The 23,040-nt window shown below is 74.0% G+C and carries 22 protein-coding genes; 6 read left to right on the top strand and 16 right to left on the bottom strand.

Features of this window, described 5'->3' with window-relative positions:
• Window positions 1–4: 4 nt before the first annotated feature.
• From KUM32_RS00665 to KUM32_RS00650, 4 genes are all read right to left on the bottom strand, one after another.
• Entirely contained in the window at window positions 5–607 is a 603-nt protein-coding gene (locus KUM32_RS00665) for a hypothetical protein (RefSeq protein ID WP_217139739.1), read from the bottom strand.
• The gene (locus tag KUM32_RS00660) at window positions 604–978 is read right to left on the bottom strand and encodes a PadR family transcriptional regulator (protein WP_217139738.1); all 375 of its coding nucleotides are present in this window, start codon (window positions 976–978) and stop codon (window positions 604–606) included. Before KUM32_RS00660 ends, KUM32_RS00665 begins: the two co-directional genes overlap by 4 nt.
• Window positions 979–1,253: 275 nt before the next feature.
• The gene (locus KUM32_RS00655) at window positions 1,254–2,153 is read right to left on the bottom strand and encodes an alpha/beta fold hydrolase (RefSeq protein ID WP_217139737.1); all 900 of its coding nucleotides are present in this window, start codon (window positions 2,151–2,153) and stop codon (window positions 1,254–1,256) included.
• Window positions 2,154–2,752: 599 nt separating this feature from the next.
• Window positions 2,753–3,445: a metal-dependent transcriptional regulator gene (locus tag KUM32_RS00650; RefSeq protein ID WP_217139736.1), complete on the bottom strand. Its 693-nt coding sequence runs from the start codon at window positions 3,443–3,445 to the stop codon at window positions 2,753–2,755.
• A 255-nt stretch (window positions 3,446–3,700) separates the two neighbouring features.
• Between KUM32_RS00650 and KUM32_RS00645 the strand changes: the two genes are divergently transcribed.
• Window positions 3,701–4,456, top strand: coding sequence for an SIS domain-containing protein (locus KUM32_RS00645; RefSeq protein WP_217139735.1), 756 nt, complete (start codon window positions 3,701–3,703; stop codon window positions 4,454–4,456).
• Between the two features lie 231 nt (window positions 4,457–4,687).
• Here the strand turns inward: KUM32_RS00645 and KUM32_RS00640 are convergent, their stop codons facing one another.
• Window positions 4,688–6,118 (bottom strand): PAS domain-containing protein, encoded by a 1,431-nt coding sequence (locus tag KUM32_RS00640; protein WP_217139752.1) that lies wholly within the window; start codon window positions 6,116–6,118, stop codon window positions 4,688–4,690.
• 692 nt (window positions 6,119–6,810) lie between these two features.
• Window positions 6,811–7,911, bottom strand: a complete 1,101-nt coding sequence (locus tag KUM32_RS00635; protein WP_217139734.1) for a citrate synthase 2 — start codon at window positions 7,909–7,911, stop codon at window positions 6,811–6,813.
• A gap of 274 nt (window positions 7,912–8,185) precedes the next feature.
• Between KUM32_RS00635 and pdxH the strand changes: the two genes are divergently transcribed.
• Window positions 8,186–8,923: a pyridoxamine 5'-phosphate oxidase gene (gene pdxH / locus KUM32_RS00630; RefSeq protein WP_217139733.1), complete on the top strand. Its 738-nt coding sequence runs from the start codon at window positions 8,186–8,188 to the stop codon at window positions 8,921–8,923.
• A gap of 60 nt (window positions 8,924–8,983) precedes the next feature.
• Here the strand turns inward: pdxH and KUM32_RS00625 are convergent, their stop codons facing one another.
• From KUM32_RS00625 to KUM32_RS00590, 8 genes are all read right to left on the bottom strand, one after another.
• Window positions 8,984–9,610 (bottom strand): TetR/AcrR family transcriptional regulator, encoded by a 627-nt coding sequence (locus KUM32_RS00625; protein WP_217139732.1) that lies wholly within the window; start codon window positions 9,608–9,610, stop codon window positions 8,984–8,986.
• Window positions 9,598–10,332, bottom strand: coding sequence for an enoyl-CoA hydratase family protein (locus tag KUM32_RS00620; RefSeq protein ID WP_217139731.1), 735 nt, complete (start codon window positions 10,330–10,332; stop codon window positions 9,598–9,600). The genes KUM32_RS00625 and KUM32_RS00620 overlap by 13 nt, the downstream gene beginning before the upstream one ends.
• A gap of 227 nt (window positions 10,333–10,559) precedes the next feature.
• Window positions 10,560–11,702, bottom strand: a complete 1,143-nt coding sequence (locus KUM32_RS00615) for an acyl-CoA dehydrogenase family protein (RefSeq protein ID WP_217139730.1) — start codon at window positions 11,700–11,702, stop codon at window positions 10,560–10,562.
• The gene (locus KUM32_RS00610; RefSeq protein ID WP_217139729.1) at window positions 11,699–13,615 is read right to left on the bottom strand and encodes a biotin carboxylase N-terminal domain-containing protein; all 1,917 of its coding nucleotides are present in this window, start codon (window positions 13,613–13,615) and stop codon (window positions 11,699–11,701) included. The genes KUM32_RS00615 and KUM32_RS00610 overlap by 4 nt, the downstream gene beginning before the upstream one ends.
• A gap of 14 nt (window positions 13,616–13,629) precedes the next feature.
• Window positions 13,630–15,228 carry an acyl-CoA carboxylase subunit beta gene (locus tag KUM32_RS00605; RefSeq protein ID WP_217139728.1) on the bottom strand — a complete coding sequence of 533 codons (1,599 nt, stop codon included), beginning with the start codon at window positions 15,226–15,228 and terminating at the stop codon, window positions 13,630–13,632.
• Window positions 15,225–16,898, bottom strand: coding sequence for an acyclic terpene utilization AtuA family protein (locus KUM32_RS00600; protein WP_217139727.1), 1,674 nt, complete (start codon window positions 16,896–16,898; stop codon window positions 15,225–15,227). Before KUM32_RS00600 ends, KUM32_RS00605 begins: the two co-directional genes overlap by 4 nt.
• The gene (locus tag KUM32_RS00595) at window positions 16,895–17,689 is read right to left on the bottom strand and encodes a TIGR03084 family metal-binding protein (protein ID WP_217139726.1); all 795 of its coding nucleotides are present in this window, start codon (window positions 17,687–17,689) and stop codon (window positions 16,895–16,897) included. Before KUM32_RS00595 ends, KUM32_RS00600 begins: the two co-directional genes overlap by 4 nt.
• A gap of 369 nt (window positions 17,690–18,058) precedes the next feature.
• Window positions 18,059–19,033 carry a DMT family transporter gene (locus KUM32_RS00590; protein WP_217139725.1) on the bottom strand — a complete coding sequence of 325 codons (975 nt, stop codon included), beginning with the start codon at window positions 19,031–19,033 and terminating at the stop codon, window positions 18,059–18,061.
• A 195-nt stretch (window positions 19,034–19,228) separates the two neighbouring features.
• Here KUM32_RS00590 and KUM32_RS00585 point away from each other — a divergent pair, with 195 nt between their 5' ends.
• Window positions 19,229–19,681 carry an NUDIX hydrolase gene (locus KUM32_RS00585; RefSeq protein WP_217139724.1) on the top strand — a complete coding sequence of 151 codons (453 nt, stop codon included), beginning with the start codon at window positions 19,229–19,231 and terminating at the stop codon, window positions 19,679–19,681.
• 338 nt (window positions 19,682–20,019) lie between these two features.
• Here the strand turns inward: KUM32_RS00585 and KUM32_RS00580 are convergent, their stop codons facing one another.
• Window positions 20,020–20,835 carry a bifunctional 2-polyprenyl-6-hydroxyphenol methylase/3-demethylubiquinol 3-O-methyltransferase UbiG gene (locus tag KUM32_RS00580; RefSeq protein ID WP_217139723.1) on the bottom strand — a complete coding sequence of 272 codons (816 nt, stop codon included), beginning with the start codon at window positions 20,833–20,835 and terminating at the stop codon, window positions 20,020–20,022.
• Between the two features lie 55 nt (window positions 20,836–20,890).
• Between KUM32_RS00580 and KUM32_RS00575 the strand changes: the two genes are divergently transcribed.
• From KUM32_RS00575 to KUM32_RS00565, 3 genes are all read left to right on the top strand, one after another.
• Window positions 20,891–21,610 carry a GntR family transcriptional regulator gene (locus tag KUM32_RS00575; protein ID WP_217139722.1) on the top strand — a complete coding sequence of 240 codons (720 nt, stop codon included), beginning with the start codon at window positions 20,891–20,893 and terminating at the stop codon, window positions 21,608–21,610.
• 185 nt (window positions 21,611–21,795) lie between these two features.
• Window positions 21,796–22,044, top strand: coding sequence for a hypothetical protein (locus tag KUM32_RS00570; RefSeq protein ID WP_217139721.1), 249 nt, complete (start codon window positions 21,796–21,798; stop codon window positions 22,042–22,044).
• Window positions 22,041–22,325 carry a hypothetical protein gene (locus KUM32_RS00565; protein ID WP_217139720.1) on the top strand — a complete coding sequence of 95 codons (285 nt, stop codon included), beginning with the start codon at window positions 22,041–22,043 and terminating at the stop codon, window positions 22,323–22,325. The genes KUM32_RS00570 and KUM32_RS00565 overlap by 4 nt, the downstream gene beginning before the upstream one ends.
• 138 nt (window positions 22,326–22,463) lie before the next feature.
• Here KUM32_RS00565 and KUM32_RS00560 read toward each other — a convergent pair whose 3' ends face one another.
• Entirely contained in the window at window positions 22,464–23,036 is a 573-nt protein-coding gene (locus tag KUM32_RS00560) for a DinB family protein (RefSeq protein ID WP_217139719.1), read from the bottom strand.
• Window positions 23,037–23,040 lie beyond the last annotated feature (4 nt).

Below are 23,040 nucleotides of genomic sequence, written 5' to 3'. Positions count from 1 at the left end.
GGTCTCAGGCGCGGCGGGAGCGCCAGAGCCAGGCGGCGGTGCCGGTCAGGACGGCGAGCATCACCAGGTTGGCCACGAGGGCCGGGGTGTCGCCCGCCGGGGCGACGGTGGTCTCCTCCCAGATGAAGATGGCGACGGTCGGCAGGACCGCGGTGAGCAGCACGCCGACGGTCTTGCGGACCGGAGACCAGTGCACCGACGTGCACAGCAGCACCGCGCCGACGATGCGGAACAGGCCGCTGCACAGCTGCAGGGCGGGAACGTCGGTGACGACCGTCGCGGCGAGGTACGGGACGGTGAGCATCAAAAGCGGCACCAGGGGGTGCACCCTGCCGCGCCGGACGGGGACGCCCGCGCCTCCCCGGGCCGGGGTCCCGCTCCCGGCCGCGTTCCCCGCCTCGGCCAGTGCCGTCGCCGCGATGGTGCGGGGGTCGCCCAGCTCCGACAGGACCTCGCCGAGCGCGGCGTCGGGGTGCTCGGCGCGCGTCACCTCGATGTGTTCGGCGAGGTCGGCGAGGAGTTCCCGGCGGCGGTCGGCGGGGAGCGCGGAGGCCTCGCGCTCGACGGCGGAGAGGTAGTCGCTGACGCGGTCGGCAGAGGTCTTCATGCGTGGTCTCCGGGAGAGGCTTGTGGGGGGGTCAGGAAGGAGTCGACGGCGTTGCGGAAGCCGGGCCAGACGCGGGTGAACTCGTCGAGCGCGGCCCGGCCGCTGTCGGTGAGCGCGTAGTAGCGACGGGGTGGTCCCGAGGCGGACTCCTGCCAGGTGGTGGTGACCAGGTCTTCGCGGCGGAGCCGGGAGAGCAGCGGGTAGACCGTGCCCTGGCTGGTGGCCAGCGCACCGGACTCCTCCAGGACCTGGAGGAGTTCCACGCCGTAGCGGGGGCGGTCCCGCATCAGGGCGAGCACGCAGTACTCCAGGACACCCTTGCGCAGCTGGGCGGCTGCCCGGGCCTGCTTGGTCGAATCACCTGGTTCCATGTGTTGCATGGTACATGGCGTGGCAGGATGGCTGAGAGGTGGCGGGCTCGCCTTCAGGGCCGCGGACCACCGCCGCCGGCCCCGGTCCAGCCCGGAACAGGGACGCGGGACGGCTCGTCGGCGCACAGCCGGGGGACCCGGCCGGTGGGACGGCGTACGGCATTCGAGGCTGCCGTGGCCGCCATGGCCGGGTACGGCCGGACGGGAACCGGACGTCGGTCGCCTGTCCCCGTGGCGGCCGGGCCGCGCCTCCCGCCACCCCCCTGGCGCCGGGGTCAGCCCTCCCGGAGGCCGTCCAGGAAGGGCTCGATGGCCGCGCGCCACGCCTCCGGCTGGTCGTAGTGGACGAGGTGACCGGCGTCGGCGACCTCCGCGTACCGGCCGTGCGGCAGTACGCGGACCATCTCCTGCGCCTCGGCGCGGCCCAGCTCGCCGTCGAGGCCGCGGACGACCAGGGCCGGGCAGCGCACCTGGGCCAGTTCGTCCCAGTGGGCGTCGTAGACCCAGGCCTCGCGGGACCGGAGCATCTGCTCCGGCTCGAAGACGGGCCGCCAGCCGTCGGAGGACTCGGCCATCACCTCCGCGTAGAACTCGCCGCGGGCCGGATTCGGCCGCTCCACCCACGGGTCGTCCTCGCCGAACCACTTGCGCACGTCGGCGAGCGTGGCGAAGGGGACCGGCCAGGCGCGGAACCACTCGGCCCAGACCTGCTGCGAGGCCGCGCCGAGCGCGGAGGCCCGCATGTCGCAGATGATCAGACCGCGGACCAGGTCGGGGCGTTTGGCGGCGAGCTGCCAGGCGGTCAGCGCTCCCATGGCGTGCCCGATGAGGACGGCCGGGCCGAGGCCCAGCTGCTCCAGCGCGGCCTCGGCGTCCTCCACGTAGGCCTCCCTGATGTAGGAGGCCCGCGGGGGCTTGTCGCTGCGTCCGTGGCCGCGCTGGTCGAGGGCGACGGCCCGGTGGCGGGCGGAGAGCCAGCGGGCCGTCGGGGCCCAGTGCGAGGCGCGGCCCATCAGGCCGTGCAGCAACAGCACGCCCGGCGGGTCGCCGGCTCCGTACGCGGAAGGCGTGGCCCGCTGGTCCGGGTCGTGCGTGTCGGTCTTGGGAGGGTCGCCGAACTCCCACGCGGCGAGGCGTACGCCGCCCGCGCCGGTCACATCGATGCGCCGCGCCATAGGTCTGGCACCCCCAAGCTCCGCTCGGACCGTCGCCCCTTTCGGGCCCGCGGTCCTGTGAACCGTGTCCTGCCTGCCGTGCCCGTCCTGTCGGCCATGGCCGCCCTCGCAACTTACGGCCGGTCGGCCTCCGCAGGGTATCGAATACCTATTCGAAAACGCGGTCTCGGTGAGCAACACCCCTCATTCGAGTGACACCCCTCAGGGATTGATCGTCGCCGCCGGGGGGAGATCTTCAACGGGAGGCGGACCGCTCGGGGAAAACGGTCCGAGGGGATTGACCCTGAGAGCTCGGGGCTCCGGGTCAGCACAGGGGAGGACAGGCCCCGGCGCCACACCGCGCCGGGGCCCTCTCCATCTCTCCGGCACGTCCCTCCCCCCTCTCCGGCCGGGCGACGTCGCTTCCCGCCACGGCCAAGAGCACGCACGCGTACGCCCACGCCTCACGGCACAGCCTCGCACGCACAGCGCCCGGGCGCTGCGGTTCGGCGCACGGAACATCCCGGATCGCCGACGCCGCTCAGCGCACCGCCATGACCGGCGCGCCGTCGGTCCCCCCGGCGCCCGTCACCGCAGGGCCAACCACCGCACGGCCGTGATCAGCGCTTGGCGACGAACACGTGGGAGGCCACCTCCGACTCGAGCTCGGCCGCCTCGCCGCCGCTGCCCACCAGCACGCCACCCGCCGACTCCGTCACGCTCACCACCGAGCCGGGCTGCACACCCGCGCGGCGCAGCGTGTACATCAGCTGCGCGTCCGTCTGGATCGGCTCGCCGATACGGCGCACGACGACCGTCTTGCCCTCCATGCCCGGGTCCAGGTCGGCGAGCGACACCATGCCCTCGTCCAGGAACGGGTCGGCACCGTCCGTCTCGCCCAGCTCCTCCAGGCCCGGGATCGGATTGCCGTACGGCGACTCCGTCGGGTGCCGCAGCAGCTCCAGCACGCGGCGCTCGACCGCCTCGCTCATCACGTGCTCCCAGCGACACGCCTCGGCGTGCACCTGCTCCCACTCCAGGCCGATCACGTCGACGAGCAGGCACTCCGCGAGCCGGTGCTTGCGCATCACGCGCGTGGCCAGGCGACGGCCCTCGTCGGTCAGCTCCAGGTGCCGGTCGGCCGCCACGGACACCAGACCGTCGCGCTCCATGCGCGCCACCGTCTGACTGACCGTCGGGCCGCTCTGGTCGAGCCGCTCGGCGATCCGGGCGCGCATCGGGACCACGCCTTCCTCCTCCAGCTCGAGGATGGTGCGGAGATACATCTCCGTGGTGTCGATCAGTCCGGACATACGTGCCCCTCGATGAGATTGCCGGAGGCTGCGGCCCACCGGCGCGTGCGCTGGCCCTGGATTCAATTCTGACGCATACCACTGACAACCGTGCCCCGCCGCGACCACCCGGGGACACCGATGCCCGCCCGCCCGGCCGCGCCCACGCGATCCGGCCACCGGCACCGGTGGCGCGGCCCCGACCCGCCGTATTGACACCGCGCTGGTCCAGACCGCACGGTGATCCGCGACGCAGCCACACCGAAGGGGCACCGCATGAGCGACCGCAAGCCGGCCGGCCAGTTCCTCGACGCGGCGATCGACCTGCTGCGACGTGTCCGCGACGAGGAGGCCGACACCGTCGGGGCGGCCGGTGTCCTGCTCGCCGACACCGTGCAGAACGGCGGCCGGCTCTTCGCCTTCGGCGCCGGGCACTCCTCGCTCGCCGCGCAGGACGTCGTGTACCGCGCCGGCGGGCTCGCCCTGATGAACCTGCTCACCGTGCCCGGGGTCGTCGGCGTCGACGTCATGCCGGCCACGCTCGGCTCCGCCCTGGAACGCGTCGACGGCCTCGCGAGCGCCGTCCTCGACTCCTCGCCGCTGCGCGCGGGCGACGCCCTGGTGATCGTCTCCCTCTCCGGGCGCAACGCCCTGCCCGTGGAAATGGCCATGAACGCCCGCGCGCTCGGCGTGAAGGTCATCGGCGTGACCTCGGTGGCGTACGCCCGCGAGACGACGTCGCGGCACACCTCCGGCACCTTCCTCAAGGACCACTGCGACCTGGTCCTGGACTCCAAGATCGCCGTCGGGGACGCCGAGCTCACGCTCGACACCGTCCCGGCCCCCTTCGCGCCCGCCTCCACGGTCGTCACCAGCGCCCTCCTCCAGGCCGTGCTGGCCACGACGGCCGCCACCCTCGCCGACCGCGGCATCGAACCCCCGCTGCTGCGCTCGGGCAACGTGGACGGCGGCCACGACTGGAACGGGCGCGTACTGGAGCAGTACCGGGACCGGATCTTCTACCGCCACTGAACACCGGCGAACCGCTCCTCCGCCGACACCGCGCGTCCGCCCACAGGGAGCCCGGGCACCGCACGCCCACGCCCACGCCCACGCCCACCGGGGAACCCTGGCACCGCACGCCCATGCCCACCCGGGCACCCGACACCGCGCGCCACCTCCCGGCTCGGGCCCCCCGCGCCCGCCGGGACATGCACGTCCCCGCGCTCCCACCCGCCCGGGCGCCATCCGCCCGGCTCCCCGTCACCCCGCGCCCGTGTCCCCGGCGTGCCGCCGGCGCGTCTCCGTCGCGGCGGCCAGGTCCAGCGCCGTCGCGATGTGGACGGCCACGTCCTCCGCGTACATCGCGTCGGGCCGCTCGAACGCGCTTCGGCCCGCGCCCCGCAGGAACGTCACGACCCCCAGCGTCCGCCCCCGGCTGCGCAGCACCGCGCACAGCCCGTGCACCGTGTCCGCCGGCCACTGCCGGGCCAGGGCCCACTCGCGTACCTGCTCGGGCGCGGCCCTGACCCCCGCGCTGGCCCGCACCGAGCCCATCCGCTCCACGCACTGCACCGCCGGGTGCCCCTCGCCGTACCGCACCGGCAGCCCCGCCGTCCCGGTCGGCACGCTGGGGCCCGGGGCGCCGGACGGCGTGGCCGCGACCCGGACCAGCCGGACCGGCTCCGCCGCGTCGGTGTCGGTCTCCGCACCGCCCGCCACCCGGTCGATCAGGGCGTGGTCGGCGAACCCGGCGAGCGCGAAGTCCAGGTGGACGATCGCCGCCTCCGCCGGATCCTCGCACTCGGCCGCCGCACGCGCCGCCCGGTGCAACTGGTTGGCCCGGAACCGCAGCAGCGCCGCCTCCTGCTCGCCCTGCTTGGCCTCGGTGACGTCCTGGAACAGCCAGCCGACGCCCAGCGGCACCGGCTCCTCCGCGAGCGGCGACGCCAGCCGCACGAACCCGCTGCGCCAGCACCGGCGCCGCTCGCCCTCGGGGGTGCGCACCCGCACCCACACCTCGGCGGGGGCGGGCGGCGCACCCTCCGCGAGGACGTGCGTCAGCGCGTTCTCCAACTCCTCGACGCCCTGGGTGAGCAGGTCGCCCAGCGGCCGGCCCAGCACGGACGTACGCCCGGCCCCCAGGGCACGCGCCGCGTGGGCGTTCACCACGGCGGGGCGCAGGTCGGCGTCGACCAGCACGACACCCCAGCTCGCGTCCTCCAGCAGGGCCTCACTGAGCGCGATGGAACGCTCCAGGTCGATCTGCGCGTGCACCTCGCTGAACGCGCAGTACACGCCCGCGGGTCTGCCGTCCGGGCCGCGCACGGCCGCGGACTGCGTACGCACCAGCACCCGCCCGCCGTCCTTGGTCAGCAGCGCGAACTCGTTCACCTGCCGCCCCGGCGCCCGCATCGCGGACAGCAGCCGCTCCTCGACCTCCCCCGCGTCCGCCCTGCGCACCGCCCACCCGGCGAAACCCTGCCGCCCCACGGCCTCCGCCGCGGTCCAGCCCAGGATGCGCTCCGCCTCGCGGTTCCAGTGGGTGACGACCCCGTCCGCGTCGAAGGCGCACAGGGCGGCGTCCATGCCGTCGAGGAGCGCGGCCAACAGGTCCGCGCCGTCCCGCTCGGGCTGCTCCGGCTCGTCCGGCCCCAGCTCGTCGGTGGTCCCACTACGCCGGGAAGCACTCACCTGGACCCCCTGCAGGCTGCGTCCGCCGTACCCGTACGCCGGTTCGTTCACTGGCCTTCATTCAACTCGAACGTGACGCACCGCACACCGGGTTCCCACAAGATTGCAGAAATCGTTGTCCTGCGGAAACTCGGCATACGCCCCCGTCATGCCGGGTGCGGGTCGAGCCGCGGACCGACCCGTCCGTCACGCTCGCCGTCCGGCACGCACCGCTCCCGCTCGGCGCGTCCGCGCGCCCCGGCGAACCGGAGCCCGTCGGTGTCGGCCGCCGGCACCACCGTATCCACCGCCCCGGCCCCCCGCACGCGCGCGTGCGCCGGCCCGGACTCGGGTGCCGGCGCCAGGTGACCGGCGCGGACGCGTCCACGGAGACCGCAGCGGGAGAACGGCAGCGGGAGACCGGCAGCGGAGGGAGTCGGGAAAACCCGTTGAACGGTGGCCGACCGGTTCCTAGGGTGTGCGGTACACGAGAAGGGAGGTGGTTCGGCAGATGTATGAATACCGGACGCGTGAGGTGACTGCGGGCTAGCGGCTCGCCACCACACCCAGTGCGGTGCCGGACCAGTGCGCGAAGGACGCGTGCAGCCGGCCCAATCCCGAGCAGTCACCCGACCCGCGAGTCGCCGGTACGTCCGGCCGGCTCCTCCTCCGGAGGAACCAGACTCGCGGGTCGCCTGCGTTCAGGGGGCGCGTCAGTGCGCGATGGCTTCGTAGCCCTCGATCTCGCGCGGGTCGCGGGGGCCCGGGCCGATGTAGCGGGCGGAGGGGCGGACCAGGCGGCCGGTGCGCTTCTGTTCGAGGATGTGGGCGGACCAGCCGGCGGTGCGGGCGCAGGTGAACATCGAGGTGAACATGTGGGCCGGGACCTCGGCGAAGTCCAGCATGATGGCCGCCCAGAACTCGACGTTGGTGGCCAGGACGCGGTCGGGGCGGCGGTTGTGGAGTTCGGTGAGGGCCGCCTTCTCCAGGGCTTCGGCGACCTCGTAGCGCGGGGCGCCCAGTTCGCGGGCGGTGCGGCGCAGGACGCGGGCGCGGGGGTCCTCGGCGCGGTAGACGCGGTGGCCGAAGCCCATGAGGCGTTCGCCGGCGTCGAGGGTCTTCCTGACGTAGGCCTCGGCGTCCCCGGTGCGTTCGATCTCCTCGATCATGTGCAGGACGCGGGAGGGGGCGCCGCCGTGCAGGGGCCCGGACATGGCGCCCACGGCCCCGGAGAGGGCGGCGGCGACGTCGGCGCCGGTGGAGGCGATGACGCGGGCGGTGAAGGTCGAGGCGTTCATGCCGTGTTCGGCCGCGGACGTCCAGTAGGCGTCGACCGCGGCGACGTGCTTCGGGTCGGGCTCGCCGCGCCAGCGGATCATGAAGCGTTCGACGACGGACCGGGCCTTGTCGATCTCGCGCTGCGGGACCATGGGCAGGCCCTGGCCGCGCGCGGACTGGGCGACGTAGGACAGGGCCATGACGGCGGCACGGGCGAGGTCGGCGCGGGCCTGCTCGGCGTCGATGTCCAGGAGGGGTTTGAGGCCCCAGACCGGTGCCAGCATCGCGAGCGCCGACTGGACGTCGACCCTGATGTCACCGGAGTGCACGGGGATCGGGAAGGGCTCCGCGGGCGGCAGGCCGGGGTTGAAGGCGCCGTCGACGAGCAGGCCCCACACGTTGCCGAAGGAGACGTGGCCGACGAGATCCTCGATGTCGACGCCGCGGTAGCGCAGGGCACCGCCCTCCTTGTCGGGTTCGGCGATCTCCGTTTCGAACGCGACGACTCCTTCGAGTCCGGGTACGAAGTCGGACATCAGGCGGCTCCTCGTGATCGTGATGTGTGGCGGCGACCTGTGCGGAGGCTGTGCGGTCTCCTCCGTGGGGCCCGCCGGGTCCATCGGATCCACGGTCGTCTCGTCGACTCGCGGTCCTGGCGGTCATCCCTGTGATGCCCCGTACGGTCGGCGGTCACCCAACCGGGCCGGGATCAGCACGATAGCCCCGAGTGCCACGATTGGGGAGAGGGCGCGGCACTCAGTGCCACTCCGTGACGAAGGACACCGGGGATCCGGCCTGCGGACGGCATGGATGCGGCAGGATGGCCGCGTGACCGACCGTGACGCCGTCCCCGCCGTCCCCGCCGTCCCCCCAGTCCCCGCCGGCTCCTCCGCCTCTTTCGGCCTCGCCTCGATGCGCAAGCAGTACCGGGCCGAGGGACTCTCCGAGAGCGAGCTGGCCGCCACCCCCGTCGAGCAGTTCGCGCGCTGGTTCGAGCAGGCCGCGACGGAGGGCGGGCTGTTCGAGCCGAACGCCATGGTCGTCTCGACGGCCGACGCCGAGGGCCGGCCCAGTTCCCGCACGGTGCTGCTGAAGCACTTCGACGAGCAGGGCTTCGTCTTCTACACCAACTACGGCTCCCGCAAGGCGCGCGAGCTGGACGAGAACCCGCACGTGTCGCTGCTGTTCCCCTGGCATCCGATGGCCCGGCAGGTCATCGTCACGGGGGTCGCCCGGCGGACCGGACGGGACGAGACCGCCGCGTACTTCCGGACCCGGCCGCACGGCTCCCAGCTGGGCGCCTGGGCGAGCGCCCAGTCGTCGGTGGTGGCCGGCCGGGGCGCCCTCGACGCCGCCTACGCCGAGCTGGCCGCCCGGTACCCGGAGGGTGAGCGGGTGCCGGTGCCGCCGCACTGGGGCGGGTTCCGGGTGGCGCCGCGGACGGTGGAGTTCTGGCAGGGACGGGAGAACCGGCTGCACGACCGGCTGCGGTACGTGGCGGACGCGGACGCCGGCGGGGGCTGGCGGGTGGAGCGGCTCAGCCCGTGACGCCGGGACGCCGGTCCCGCCGCAGGGGCGCGCTCCGGGGCCCCGTGGCCGGTCCCGGGGTCAGTCCAGCGCCCCGTCCAGCAGCCGGGCCCACTGCTCGACCACCCGTTCCCGGCGGGCCCCGTCGTCGGTGAGCAGGTTGGCCAGGCCCAGGCCGCGGGCCATGTCCAGCAGGCCCTGGACGGTTTCGCGGACGCCCGGGCGGGTCTCGTCGGCGCCGAGGAGGTCGACCGCGATGCGGTGGCTCTCGCGGCCGACGCGGGCCTCCAGCTCGGTCACCCGGCCGCGCAGCTGCTCCTCGTCGCAGGCGGCGACCCACAGGTGGAGGGCGGCGCGGAAGAGGGGCCCGGTGTAGAGGTCGACCAGTGCGGCGACCACGGCCCGGCGGTCGCCGGCCGCCGCGCCGTCGGGGAACAGGGCCCGCAGGGCGACGGACCGTTCCTCCGCGACGTACTCCACGGCCGCCGTGAACAGGTCCTCGCGGGTCGGGAAGTGGTGCTGGGCGGCGCCGCGGGAGACCCCGGCGCGTTCGGCGACGACGGTGACCGTCGAGCCCGCCCAGCCGTGTTCGGCGAGGCAGGCCACGGCGGCCTCCAGGAGCCGCTGCCGGGTGGCCCGGCTGCGGTCCTGCTTGGGAACGCGCTCCGCGCGGTCGGCCGTGTTCACGGCGCCGCTCACACCACCCATTCCGGATCCCGTCGTTCGAGGAAGGCCGTCATCCCCTCGCGTGCCTGCGAGGAGGCGAACAGCCGGGCCGAGAGCGCGGTCAGGTCGGCCGCGTCCCGGTCGAAGGCCTCCAGCACCCTAGCCGTGAGCAGCCGTTTCGTCTCGGCCAGGCCCTGCGGTGAGGCACGGCGCACACCCTCCAGGACCGGCGCGAGTACGGCGTCCACGTCGTCGCCGGCCGCCGTGACCAGGCCGGTGCGGACGGCCTCGGCGGCGTCGAAGCGCTCGCCGGTGAGGTAGTGGCGGGCGAGGGCACGCGGGTCGGCACGGGGCAGGAGGGTCAGGGAGATGACGGCGGGGGCCACGCCGATGCGGACCTCGGTGAAGGCGTACGTCGACGTGGTGGACGCGGCGGCGATGTCGCAGGCGGCGAGCAGGCCGAGGCCGCCCGCGCGGACGTGCCCGGTGACGCGGGCGACGACCGGTTTGGGCAGCTCGACGATCCGCCGGAGCAGACCGACCAGGGCGTCCGGGCCGGGCGGGTCGCGCAGGTCGGCGCCGGCGCTGAAGGTGTTGCCGGTGTGGGTGAGGACGACGGCGCGGACGCCGGGGTCCCGGCCGGCGTCGGTGAGCGCGTCGGCCAGGTCGCCGACGAGGGCGGCGGAGAGGGCGTTGCGGTTGTGCGGGGAGTCGAGGGTGAGGGTCTCGACACCGCGTTCGCGGGCGCGGGCGACCGGGGTCATGGGCGCTCCCGTGTTTCCCGGCGCGGGAGCGGCCCGCCGGCCGCCCCGGACGCCCCGGCCGCCCCGGACGCCCCGGCCGCCCCGGGCGGGCCGGCGGCGAAGGCGACCCGGCGGACGCGTGCGCGGGGGGCGACGGGTTCGGCGACGTACGTCACGTTCTCACGCTCCGATGGTTCGGCTTGTCCGGCGGTCCGGTCCACTGCTCGTACGCACCACGCTCCGCCGGGTCAGTACGACTTGGGCAGGCCCAGGGTCTGGTGGGAGACGTAGTTGAGGATCATCTCCCTGCTCACCGGGGCGATACGGGCCACGCGCGCCGCCGTCACCAGCGAGGCGAGCCCGAACTCCCGGGTGAGGCCGTTGCCGCCGAGGGTGTGCACGGCCTGGTCGACGGCCTTCACGCAGGCCTCCCCGGCGGCGTACTTGGCCATGTTGGCGGCCTCGCCGGCGCCCAGGTCGTCACCGGCGTCGTAGAGGTGGGCCGCCTTCTGCGTCATCAGGCGGGCGAGTTCGAGTTCGATGTGGGCCTGGGCGAGGGGGTGGGCGATCGCCTGGTGGGCGCCGATGGGGGTCTTCCACACGGTGCGTTCGCGGGCGTAGTCGAGGGCGCGGGAGAGCGCGTAGCGGCCCATGCCGATGCCGAACGCCGCCGTCATGACGCGCTCGGGGTTGAGACCGGCGAAGAGCTGGAGGAGGCCCGCGTCCTCGTCGCCGACGAGGGCGTCGGCGGGCAGCCGTACGTCGTCGAGGGTCAGCTCGAACTGCTTCTCGGCGGCGCGCAGTTCCATGTCGATCTGCCGGCGTTCGAAGCCGGGGGCGTCGCGGGGGACGATGAACAGGCAGGGCTTGAGCTTGCCGGTGCGGGCGTCTTCGGTGCGGCCGACGACGAGGGTGGCGTCGGCGATGTCGACGCCGCTGACGAAGACCTTGCGGCCGGTGAGGACCCAGTCGCCGCCGTCGCGGCGGGCGGTGGTGGTGATGCGGTGGCTGTTGGAGCCGGCGTCGGGTTCGGTGATGCCGAAGGCCATGAGGCGGCTGCCGTCGGCCAGCGCGGGGAGCCACTGCTGCTTCTGGGCCTCGGTGCCGAAGCGGGCGATGACGGTGCCGCAGATCGCCGGGGAGACGATCATCATCAGCAGGGGGTTGCCGGCCGCTCCCAACTCCTCCAGGACGAGGGAGAGTTCGCTGATGCCGCCGCCGCCACCGCCGTACGCCTCCGGCAGGTTGACGCCGATGTAGCCGAGCTTGGCGGCGTCCTGCCAGAACTGCTTGTTGTCGGCGGCGCCGAGGGTGCGGGTGTGGCTCCTGGCGAAGGACGATACCGCCGCGCGGAGGGACTTGTGCTCGTCGGATTCGATGAGGGTGGTCACGGGGCTCCTTCGGTCGTCTTCCGTGTGCGGGTCCGTGGTGGCTGGTCGCGCGGTTCCCCGCGCCCCTGAGCGGCGTGTCCCTCGACTACGGCCAGAAGGGCCCCGACCTCCACCTGCCTGCCCGGCTCGGCGTGGAGAGCCGTGAGCGTTCCCGTGACCGGGGCGGTGACCTCGTGTTCCATCTTCATCGCCTCCAGCCAGAGCAGGGGCCGGCCGGCCTGGACGAGGGACCCTTCCGCCAGGCCCTCCGCGACACGGACGACCGTGCCCGGCATGGGGGCCAGGAGGGAACCGGGGGCGCGCGGGGTGGTGGGGTCGGGGAAGCGGGGCAGGGCGGTGAGGGCGGTGGCGCCCACGTGGATCCGGTCGCCGTAGCGGGCGACGTCGTAGCGGCGCCGTACGCCGCCCGTTTCGAGGACGACCCGTGTGGCGTCGGCGTGGACGACGCGTACGCCGTCGGCCGCGAGGCCGGTGCGGGTGTGGTGGTAGCGGACCTCGTGCTCCTCGCCCGCCATGGCGTACCGCTTGACCTGCGGCTGCGAGGGCAGGTTGCGCCAGCCGCCGAACCGGGAGCGGCCACTGGCGTCGGCGAGGGCGGCGGCCAGCGGGGCGAGGGGGTCGCCGGCGGGCGCGGTGAGTTCGGGCAGGTGACGGTCCAGGAAGCCGGTGTCCATGCGGGCGGAGGTGAACTCCTCGTGGCGCAGGGAGCGGACGAGCAGGTCGCGGTTGGTGGCCGGGCCGTGGATCTCCGCCCGTTCCAGGGCGCCGGCGAGCCGGCGGACGGCCTCCGCGCGGGTGGGTGCGTGGGCGACGGCCTTGGCGAGCATCGGGTCGTAGTGGACGCCGATGTCGTCGCCGTCGGTGTACCCGGTGTCGAGGCGGATGCCGTCCGGGACGCCGAGGTGGTGCAGCCGGCCGGTCTGCGGGGCCCACCCCGCCGCCGGGTCCTCGGCGTACAGGCGGGCCTCGACGGCGTGGCCACGCGCGCGTGGGGGGTCGGCGTCGAGGGCGTGGCCCTCGGCGATCCGGAGCTGGAGGGCGACGAGGTCCAGGCCGAAGACCGCTTCCGTGACCGGGTGCTCGACCTGGAGGCGGGTGTTCATCTCCAGGAAGTGCGCCGTGCCGTCCGCGACGAGGAACTCGACGGTTCCGGCGCCGACGTAGTCGACGGCGCGGGCGGCGCGTACCGCGAGGGTGTGGAGTTCCTTCGTCAGTTCCTCGGTCAGGCCGGGTGCCGGGGCCTCCTCGATCACCTTCTGGTGGCGGCGCTGCAGGGAGCAGTCCCGGGTGCCGAGCGTCCACACCGTGCCGTGGGTGTCGGCGAGGATCTGCACCTCGACGTGGCGGCCGTCGACCACGTACGGCTCGACGAACACCTCGCCGTCGCCGAACGCGCTCGCCGCCTCCGCGCGGGCGGCGGCCAGTTCGGCGCCGAGGTCGGCGAGGCGGCGTACGACGCGCATGCCGCGCCCGCCGCCGCCCGCCGCCGCCTTCACCAGGACCGGCAGGTCGGCCTCGGTGACCTCGCCCAGGGGGGCGATGCCCATCAGTTCCTTGGCACGCGTCTTGGACGCCATCGCCTCGATCGCCTCCGGGGGCGGTCCGATCCAGGTCAGGCCGGCGTCGACGACGGCGCGGGCGAAGCCGGCGTTCTCGGAGAGGAAGCCGTAGCCGGGGTGCACGGCGTCGGCGCCGGCGGTGATCGCGGCCTTCACGATCAGGTCGCCGCGCAGGTAGGTGTCGGCGGACGCGGTCCCCGGCAGTCGTACCGCCGCGTCGGCCACGCGCGTGTGGAGGGCGTTCGCGTCGGCGTCCGAGTGCACCGCCACCGTCCGGATTCCCGATTCCCGGCAGGTGCGGAAGACGCGGCAGGCGATCTCGCCCCGGTTGGCGACGAGCAGAGAAGTGATCATTGGTTCCTCCCACCTCACATGCGGAAGACGCCGAAGCCACCGCGCGCGCCCTCGTAGGGGGCGGTGTGGATGGCCGACAGGCACAGGCCGAGGACGGTGCGGGTGTCGCGCGGGTCGATGACGCCGTCGTCGTGGAGCCGTCCGGACAGGAACACGGGCAGTGACTCGGACTCGATCTGCTGCTCCACCATGGCGCGCAGCGCCGCGTCCGCCTCGTCGTCGTACGGCTGTCCCTTCGCGGCGGCCGACTGGCGGGCGACGAGGGACAGCACGCCGGCGAGCTGCTGCGGGCCCATGACGGCGGACTTGGCGCTGGGCCAGGCGAAGAGGAAGCGGGGGTCGTAGGCCCTGCCGCACATGCCGTAGTGACCGGCGCCGTAGGACGCCCCCATGAGGACGGACAGGTGGGGGACGCGCGAGTTGGAGACGGCGTTGATCATCATCGCGCCGTGTTTGATGATGCCGCCCTGCTCGTACTCCTTGCCGACCATGTAGCCGGTGGTGTTGTGCAGGAACACCAGCGGGATGTCGCGCTGGTTGGCGAGCTGGATGAACTGGGCGGCCTTCTGCGACTCCTCGCTGAACAGGACGCCCCGCGCGTTGGCGAGGACGCCCACCGGGTAGCCGTGCAGGGTCGCCCACCCGGTGGTCAGGCTCGTCCCGTACAGCGGCTTGAACTCGTCGAAGTCGGAGGCGTCGACGACGCGGGCGATGACCTCGCGCGGGTCGAAGGGTGTCCTGAGGTCGCCGGGGACGATGCCGAGGAGTTCCTCCGGGTCGTACTCGGGCGGCTCGGCCGGTGCCGGGTCGGCGTACGCCTTGCGGTGGTTGAGGCGGGCGATCACACGGCGGGCCTGCCGGATCGCGTCCGGCTCGTCCAGGGCGAAGTGGTCGGCGAGGCCGGAGGTGCGGGCGTGCATCTCCGCGCCGCCCAGCGACTCGTCGTCGCTCTCCTCGCCGGTGGCCATCTTCACCAGCGGCGGTCCGCCGAGGAACACCTTGGCCCGCTCCCTGACCATGATCACGTGGTCGGACATGCCCGGGATGTAGGCGCCGCCGGCCGTGGAGTTGCCGAAGACGACGGCGACGGTGGGGATGCCGGCGGCGGACAGCCGGGTGAGGTCCCGGAAGATCGCGCCGCCGGGGATGAAGATCTCCTTCTGGGAGGGCAGGTCGGCACCGCCCGACTCCACCAGGCTGACGCAGGGCAGCCGGTTGGCGAGCGCGATGTCGTTGGCGCGCAGGGCCTTCTTCAGCGACCAGGGGTTGCTGGCGCCGCCGCGCACGGTCGGGTCGTTGGCGGTGATCAGGCACTCCACGCCCTCGACGACTCCGATGCCGGTGACGAGGGAGGCGCCGACCGTGTACTCGCTGCCCCAGGCGGCGAGCGGCGACAGCTCCAGGAAGGGCGTGTCGGGGTCGAGGAGCAGCTCGACGCGCTCGCGGGCGAGGAGCTTGCCGCGCCCCCGGTGCCGGGCGACGTACTTCTCGCCGCCGCCCGCCAGCGCCTTGGCGTGCTCGGCGTCCAGGTCGGCCAGTCTGGCGAGCATGGCCTCGCGGTTCGCCCGGTGTTCGGGGGCTGTGGGGTCGAGCGTGGAGGCGAGGACGGTCACAGCAGGACCTCCGGGATGTCGAGGTGGCGGGAGCGCAGCCATTCGCCGAGCGCCTTGGCCTGCGGGTCGAAGCGGTGCCGGGCGGCGACGCCCTCGCCGAGGAGCCCCTCGACGACGAAGTTGAGGGCGCGCAGGTTGGGGAGCGGGTGCCGGGTGACGGGCAGGTCGCGGGCCTCGGGGACCAGCTCCCGGAACCGGTCCGTGGTCAGCTCGTGCGCGAGCCAGCGCCAGGCGTCGTCGGTCCGTGCCCACACGCCGACGTTGGCGTCACCGCCCTTGTCGCCGCTGCGGGCCCCGGCGACCCTGCCGAGGGGGGCGCGGCGTACGGGGCCCGGCGGCAGCGGCTGCGGCAAGGGGGGTTCCGGTACGACCGCCGGTACCGCCGTGTCCTGGGCCGGCGCCACCGGGACCCGGCGTCCGTCGGGCAGGACGGCCACGTGCTCGACGGCGTCCCGGGGGACGTACACGTCCTCGAAGACCCCGTAGGGCGTGCCCTTTCCCGGTGGCGCGAGCACGTGGAACCCGGGGTAGCTGGCGAGGGCCAGCTCGACGGCGGCCCCGCTCAGCGCCCGCCCGACGACCTGCTGGTCGGCGTCGCGGACGACGAGCCGCAGCAGGGCGGCGGCCGTCTCCTCGGTCGGGGCGTCGGGCCGGTCGGTGCGGACCAGGTCCCAGCGGACGTCGGCGGCCTTGCCGAGGGCGGGCGCCATCTGTTCCCGTACGAGCGCGGCCTTGGCCTCGATGTCGAGGCCGGTGAGGACGAAGGTGATCTCGCCCCGGAAACCGCCGAGGCGGTTGCGTCCGACCTTGAGCGTGGCCGGCGGGGCCTCGCCGCGCACGCCCTCGACGCGTACCCGGTCGGGGCCGTCCTGGCTGAGCCGTACGGTGTCCAGCCGGGCGGTGACGTCCGGCCCGGCGTACCGGGCGCCGCCCGTCTCGTACAGCAGCTGGGCGGTCACCGTGCCGGTGTCGACGAAGCCGCCGGTGCCGTCGTGCTTGGTGATGACGCAGCTGCCGTCGGCGTGCAGCTCGGCGAGGGGGAAGCCGGGGTGCCGGACGTCGCCCTCGCGGAAGAACGCGTAGTTCCCGCCGGTCGCCTGCGCCCCGCACTCCAGCACGTGCCCGGCGACGACCGCGCCCGCGAGCCGGTCGTACTCCGTCGGCGCCCAGCCGAAGTGCGCGGCGGCGGGCCCGGTGACCAGGGCGGCGTCGGTGACCCGCCCGGTGACGACGACGTCGGCGCCCGCGCGCAGGCACGCGGTGATGCCGAAGCCGCCGAGGTAGGCGTGGGCGGCGAGGCTGCCGGGGTGGGCGGCGGTGAGGTCGTCGCCCTCGACGTGCGCGACGCGTACGGGGATGCCGAGCCGGGCGGCGAGGGCGCGTACGGCGTCGGCGAGACCGGCCGGGTTGAGCCCGCCGGCGTTGCTGACGATCCGGACGCCCCGCTCGTGGGCGAGGCCCAGGCACTCCTCCAGCTGCCGCAGGAAGGTGCGGGCGTATCCGGCGCCGGGGTCCTTCAGCCGGTCGCGGCCCAGGATGAGCATGGTCAGCTCGGCGAGGTAGTCGCCGGTGAGGACGTCCAGCGGGCCCCCGGTGAGCATCTCGCGCAGGGCGTCGAAGCGGTCGCCGTAGAAGCCGGAGGCGTTGCCGACGCGCAGCGGTGCCGTCACCGCCGGGCCCCCTTCGGCCGCCGCCCCGCCCCGGGCGGCCCGGCGAAGGCCTGGGCGATGTCCAGCCACCGGTCGGCGTCCGGGCCCTCGGCGCGCAGGGCGAGGTCGGTGCGGTGGGCGCGCTGGGTGGCGAGGAGGCAGAAGTCGAGGGCGGGGCCCGTGACGCGCTGGCCCGCGTCTTCGGGGCCGTAGGTCCACAGGTCCCCGCCGGGCCCGGTGAGCTCGACCCGGAACCGGTCGGCGGGCGGAGTGAGGCCGTGGGCCGCGTAGGCGAAGTCCCGGGCGCGGACGCCGATGCGGGCCACGTGGCGCAGCCGGTCGGTGGGTGGGCGCGTCACACCGAGGGCGTCCGCGATGTCGAGGCCGTGGGCCCAGGTCTCCATCAGGCGGGCGGTGGCCATGGAGGCGGCGGCCATGGGCGGGCCGTACCAGGGGAAACGGGCGCCGGGGGCGGACGCGCGCAGCGCCCCGTCGAGGGCGGCGCGGCCCGTGCGCCAGGCGGCCAGCAGCTCGGCGGGGGCCTGCCGGGCGCCCTCCTCGGCGCCGTCGTCGACGTACCGGTCGGGTGCGGCGAGGGCCTTTTCCACCAGGGCGCGGAAGCCGTCCTCGTCGGTGACGGCCAGCAGGGCGGACCGGTCGGTCCAGGCCAGGTGCGCGATCTGGTGGGCGATCGTCCAGCGGGGCGCCGGGGTGGCCAGCCGCCACTCCTCGGGGCCCAGCGGGGCGACCAGCGCGTCGAGCTCCTCGCTCTCCTCGCGCAGGTCGTCGATCACGGGCGTCGGGTCGGACACGGGGCGCTCCCCTCGGGCACGGCGGCGTGCGGCGCGGTGGGGAGGAGCATGGCAGGGGGTCGGGAAACAATCAAGCATGCTTGCATGCATTCCGGCCGCGGGCTCGGGGCTCGGTTCCGGGGTTCGGTGATTCCCCGGGGCTCGGTGTCCGGCCCCGGGCTCAGTGACCGGTCCCGGGCTCAGTGTCCGGTCCCGGGCTCAGTGTCCGGCCCCGGGCTCAGTGTCCGGCCCCGGGCTCGGTGACCGGCCGTGAGGGGACCGGACGTCCCGGCGCATCGGTGCCCCGGCGGTCCGCCGCCGGGGCATGCGCTCCGGCACCCCGTCCGGCGTCCCGCGACGCGAGCCGTCAGCGTGCCGTGGGGGTGAGGGCTAGCGGCCGTCGTCCCCCGGCCCCGGGAGCGGCCGCCGCTTCCCGCCGCCCCGCCCCACCTGCGTCCGTACCGCACCCATGCTGGCCGCGATGACCAGCGCGATGGCCGCGGACTGCGTGGCGGACAGGGCCTGGTCGAGGATGAGGAAGCCGGCCGCCGCGGCGATGGCGGGCTCCAGGCTCATGAGGATGGCGAAGGTCGGCGCGGGCATGCGGCGCAGGGCGAGGAGTTCGAGGGTGTAGGGCAGGACGGAGGAGAGCAGGGCCACCCCGGCACCCAGCGCGAGCGTCACCGGCTCGACGAGCCTCGCGCCCGACTCCGCGATGCCCAGCGGGAGGAACAGCACCGCCCCGACGGCCATCGCGAGGGCCAGCCCGTCGGCCTGCGGGAAGCGGCGCCCGGTGCGCGCGGAGAAGACGATGTACGCCGCCCACATCGCGCCCGCCGCCAGTGCGAAGGCGGCGCCGGCCGGGTCGAGGCCGTCGAAACCGCCGCCGCCGAGGAGGAAGACGCCGGCCAGGGCCAGCGCGGCCCAGACGAGGTTGACCGCGCGCCGGGAGGCGAGGACGGAGAGGGCGAGCGGGCCGAGCACCTCCAGGGTGACGGCGGGGCCGAGGGGGATGCGGTCGACCGCCTGGTAGAAGAGGCCGTTCATGCCGGCCATGGCGACGCCGAAGACGACGACCGTGCCCCAGTCGGCCCGGGAGTAGCCGCGCAGCCGGGGCCGGCAGACCAGGAGCATGACGACGGCGGCCACGACCAGCCGCAGGGTCACCACGCCGAGCGCGCCGGCCCGGGGCATCAGACTCACCGCCAGTGCCGCGCCGAACTGCACGGACACTCCACCGGCGAGGACCAGCCCGACGGGGCCGAGGGCCCCCCACCGGCCACCCGGCGCACCGCTCGGCGTGGGCGCGTGGCCGGTGGCGGCGGCCGGGGACGAGGTGCCGGGGGTGGCGCTGGGGGTGCTCACGAGGGCTCCGGGACGGTCTGCGGGTGGGTGTCGTTCGACGCGCCGCACGACTGGATCCAGGGCAAGGGACCTGGTCAGGCGTGTAGCACATTCATGCAACTGTCACGCGAGGGGAACGCGGCTGTCAACGGAGGTCCGTCAGGCGGTCGGGACTCGCCGGACGGGCCCGCACCCCGACCAGGTACCGTCCGCTCTGTGAGACGACTCCTGACCCGCCTCTGGCGCCTCCTGCGCCCGGTGCAGAGCCGCGTCATGTGGCTCGTGAACGCCAAGTTCGTGGTCGGCGTGACCGGCGTCGTGCGCGACGACGAGGGGCGGGTCCTGCTGCTGAAGCACCGGATGTGGCCGCCCGGCCGCCAGTGGGGTCTGCCGAGCGGCTTCGCACGCAAGGGCGAGGACTTCCGGCTGACCGTGGTGCGCGAGGTCAAGGAGGAGACCGGCCTCGACGTGGAGGTGGGCCGCCTCGTCATGCTGAACAGCGGCCTGCGCACCCGCCTCGAAGCCGCCTACGAGGCGCGTCTGCTGGGCGGCGAGCTGCGCATCGACCCCGCCGAGATCCTGGAGGCCCGCTGGTGCCGCCCGGACGACCTCCCCGAGGACGTCCAGCCGGTGTGCCATCCGCTGGTACGGGGCGAGACGACACCCTGAGCCGATATCCCTCCCGGGCCGGCGCGGGGCGGGGACGGCGCCCGTCGCGGCCGGGGTGCCGTCCCGTTCGAAGGAGCCCCTGAGCAGGCCCTTGCCGGAGCCGAGCCCGAAGACCAGGTCGGCATGCCCGTCACCGTCGAAGTCACCGGCGGTGAGTTGTTCCTCCAGGATCGGGTCGTTGTCCCAGAAGACGTGGCTGCCGTCCGTCCCCGGCACCCGGGTGGCCCGCGACAACCCGCCCGGGGAGCCCCACATGATCACGCACCAACCGGACCACACGGTTCCGCCCCCGTTCCCCGGCCTGCGCAGAGCGGGGCGCTCAGGCGCGGTCCTGCGTGTCAGACCGGTCGACGCCCGACGGCCAGCAGATGCGAACTCGCCGCCAGCAGATCCGGGTGGGGCTCGGCCATACGCGCGGCCGTGAGGGCGGACTCGAACAGGCTCGACTCCCGGAACGACTGACCGGTGTTCCGCTCCGCCGCCGCCAGCAGGGACCATGCGGGCCCCTCGATCCCGAAAACCTCCGCGCCGGTGAATCCCGCCGCCGCCACCTCGTCGCGCAACTGCTCCCCGCTGTGGAAGTACGCCGTCGTGAACGCCTTCTTCCCGTCGTGCACCTGGGTCGCAAGGATCACCCCGATGCTCTCCCGCATCGACTCCTTGTGCAGGTGGGCGTACGCGGCGTGCTCGAACAGCGACGCGTACCGGTTGATACCGGCGACCGCCAGCAACCCGCCGGGCTTCACCACACGGCGTGCCTCCGCGAGCGCACGGTCCCGGTCCGCCCGCTCCGGCAGGTGGTACAGGGGACCCAGCATGAGGACGACGTCGTAGGAGCCGTCGTCGGCCGTGAGACATCGCGCATCGCCCAGTTCGACGGACGCGCCGGTGGCCTTGGCCTGTTCCACGTGACGGGGAATCGGGTCGACCAGATGCACCACGTACCCGTCCTCGACAAGCCACCGGGCGTGCGTCCCGGGACCGCCACCGACGTCGAGCACCCGAGCCGGTGACGAGGGGAGGTGGCGGCGCAGCAACTCCTGCGTACGTACCATCTCCAGACGCCCGTCGGCGGTGGTGACCAGCCGGTCCGCCTCGTCGACGATCTCGCTGTAGAACCTCACGATCTCTGGCGTTACCTCGGGGCTCGTCATCTCTGCATTCTGGTGCTGCACCGGTGGACCAGTCCAGCGATCGGGAAGGAGTGCCATGCCACTGTTGAAGTACGAGCAGATCGCCGACGATCTGCGCACCCGGGTCGCGAACGGCGAGTTCGGTCCGGGAGACCTCCTGCCGTCGGGTCGCGACCTGGCCGAACAGTGGGGCGTGTCACGGGCCACCGTGGTCAAGGCGTACGACATCCTGCGTCACGACGGACTCGTCGTCGCGCGACAAGGCTCCGGCTTTCTCGTCACGGAGTCACCCGTCGCCCGGCCCGCCGGCGGGCGACGCTCGGGTTCCACTCGCCTGTCGGGCGGGGCACCGTACCGCCGCCTCGGCACACCGGACCGCGCGGTGCCGCCCGCTCACGTCACCGACGCTCTGGGGCTGGCACCCGGCGAGAAGGCACTGCGCCGGGTCCGGCTCATGCTCCTCGACGACGGCTCGCCACACAGCCTGGTTACCGCGTGGTTTCCGGCCTCCGTGGTGGACGCCGCGCCGCGCCTGTCCGCGAACGGCCCGATCGCCGAAGGCACGACACACTATGTCCGTCGCGAAACGGGCCGCTCCCCCGTCGAAGGCATCGACGTGACCACGGTGCGCCTGGCCACGGACGAAGAAGCGCGGCACCTGGAGGTGGAACAGCCCGCAGCAGTGGCTGTCGTCCTGCATACGGCGTTCGACGAACGGCATCACGCGCTGGTGTGCGAAGAGGGCGTCACTCCGTCCCACGTCTTCGAGCAGATCGACAACTACCCCATGCAGTAGCAGAACCGACGTTCCGCTTGACTGGACCGGTCCACCGGTCCAGTCTTTGTTTGTGTTCGGGGAGCGGCACCAGTCGTGCTGCCGCCCTCACGTCCTGCCTTGAACGCCGACATGGCGAGACCCCGGCGGCCGTCCGACCGGCCCCGGGGCATGGCCACCAGCTGAACCCGTTCGGAGCTGATGACATGACCGACCTTATCGACCGCCTCGTCATGTGGGTGGGCCTGCTGTTCAGACCCCATGGCACCCACCGCAGACGTGCTCACCCGGCCGTCCGCCCCACACCCCACCATGCGCTTGCCACCGGCATCGCCCCCCTCCCCGCCCACCGCAGCCCCTATGGCCTGCTCTTCGTTCTCGACGGCGCCGAGACAGCGGCCGTACGCCCGTACGTCGTCGCCCACCAGCCGTACACGATGAGCGAGGCGGCATGACGACACCACGCGAGCCCCGCCTGCTCCCCTGGTCCGGGTCCGACGGCAAGCCCTGCTACCTCGTCACCGACGACGACGGCGGCCCCGTCTCACGGCTGGCCGACACCACCGAGGCCACCCAGCTCCGCATGGGGGTGGAGCTCCTCGCCCACGCCCACGACCTCCTCCCTCGTGCGCCGCACGGCGAACTCCGCTACCTCGCCGAGTGCCTCACCCAAGCCCTCGCGGACGCGCTACGGGTGGCCGAGAGCCGAGGGCGGAGACCAAGCGGGCTCAACTGAGCGGGCCGATGACACCCGGGCCGGTTCTGTCACCGTGTCCCGGGACTGCCCAGCCCCTCCGTCGGCACCTCCACCAGGTGCCGCCCCGCACACCCGCCTGTCCCGGCATCGGGAACGGCACCCTGACCGCGTCACCGGTCAGCCCATGCTTTTGGCGCCGTCCAGGGACTCGCGGATGATGTCGGCGTGGCCGGCGTGCTGAGCGGTCTCGGCGATGATGTGCATCAGCACCCGGCGGGCCGACCACCGCGCGCCCGGCTCGAACCACGGCGCTTTCGGCAACGGCCACGAGGCGCCCAGGTCGGGCAGGGTGGCGACCAGGTCGTCGGTCCGGCGGGCCACCTCGGCGTAGTCGGCCAGGACACCGGCCAGCGTCTCACCGGGCAGCATCCGGAACTCGTCGGCCCGTCGGGCCCAGTCAGCCTCGGTCATGGCCGTGAAGTCCCCCATCGCCGAGGGGCCGTTCAGGATGAAGTCCCCCCACTTCCGCTCGACCGCGGCCACGTGCTTGATCAGGCCGCCCAGGCACAGCTCGCCGGCGGTGGTCCGGAGCCCGGCCTGCTCATCGGTGAGGTCACGGGTGGTGAAGCGCAGGAAGTGCCGGTGCTTGGCCAGCGTCTCCAGCAGGTCGGCGCGCTCACCGGTGATGGCCGGGGCCCCGGCCCGGTCGCGAATGGTCGTCTCGTCGAAGGTCGTCTCGTCGAAGGTCATGCTC

The organism is Streptomyces sp. AC627_RSS907 (assembly GCF_019049165.1).
This window is presented reverse-complemented; position numbering and strand designations above follow the sequence as displayed.

Coding starts and splice junctions, on each gene's coding strand:
- pdxH (WP_217139733.1), top strand. CDS start 8,186: ATGCGGCAGGATGGCCGCGTGACCGACCGTGACGCCGTCCCCGCCGTC.
- KUM32_RS00610 (WP_217139729.1), bottom strand. CDS start 13,615: ATGATCACTTCTCTGCTCGTCGCCAACCGGGGCGAGATCGCCTGCCGC.
- KUM32_RS00625 (WP_217139732.1), bottom strand. CDS start 9,610: ATGGGTGGTGTGAGCGGCGCCGTGAACACGGCCGACCGCGCGGAGCGC.
- KUM32_RS00660 (WP_217139738.1), bottom strand. CDS start 978: ATGGAACCAGGTGATTCGACCAAGCAGGCCCGGGCAGCCGCCCAGCTG.
- KUM32_RS00575 (WP_217139722.1), top strand. CDS start 20,891: ATGCCACTGTTGAAGTACGAGCAGATCGCCGACGATCTGCGCACCCGG.
- KUM32_RS00645 (WP_217139735.1), top strand. CDS start 3,701: ATGAGCGACCGCAAGCCGGCCGGCCAGTTCCTCGACGCGGCGATCGAC.
- KUM32_RS00560 (WP_217139719.1), bottom strand. CDS start 23,036: ATGACCTTCGACGAGACGACCTTCGACGAGACGACCATTCGCGACCGG.
- KUM32_RS00665 (WP_217139739.1), bottom strand. CDS start 607: ATGAAGACCTCTGCCGACCGCGTCAGCGACTACCTCTCCGCCGTCGAG.
- KUM32_RS00565 (WP_217139720.1), top strand. CDS start 22,041: ATGACGACACCACGCGAGCCCCGCCTGCTCCCCTGGTCCGGGTCCGAC.
- KUM32_RS00635 (WP_217139734.1), bottom strand. CDS start 7,911: ATGTCCGACTTCGTACCCGGACTCGAAGGAGTCGTCGCGTTCGAAACG.
- KUM32_RS00650 (WP_217139736.1), bottom strand. CDS start 3,445: ATGTCCGGACTGATCGACACCACGGAGATGTATCTCCGCACCATCCTC.
- KUM32_RS00570 (WP_217139721.1), top strand. CDS start 21,796: ATGACCGACCTTATCGACCGCCTCGTCATGTGGGTGGGCCTGCTGTTC.
- KUM32_RS00620 (WP_217139731.1), bottom strand. CDS start 10,332: ATGACCCCGGTCGCCCGCGCCCGCGAACGCGGTGTCGAGACCCTCACC.
- KUM32_RS00580 (WP_217139723.1), bottom strand. CDS start 20,835: ATGACGAGCCCCGAGGTAACGCCAGAGATCGTGAGGTTCTACAGCGAG.
- KUM32_RS00655 (WP_217139737.1), bottom strand. CDS start 2,153: ATGGCGCGGCGCATCGATGTGACCGGCGCGGGCGGCGTACGCCTCGCC.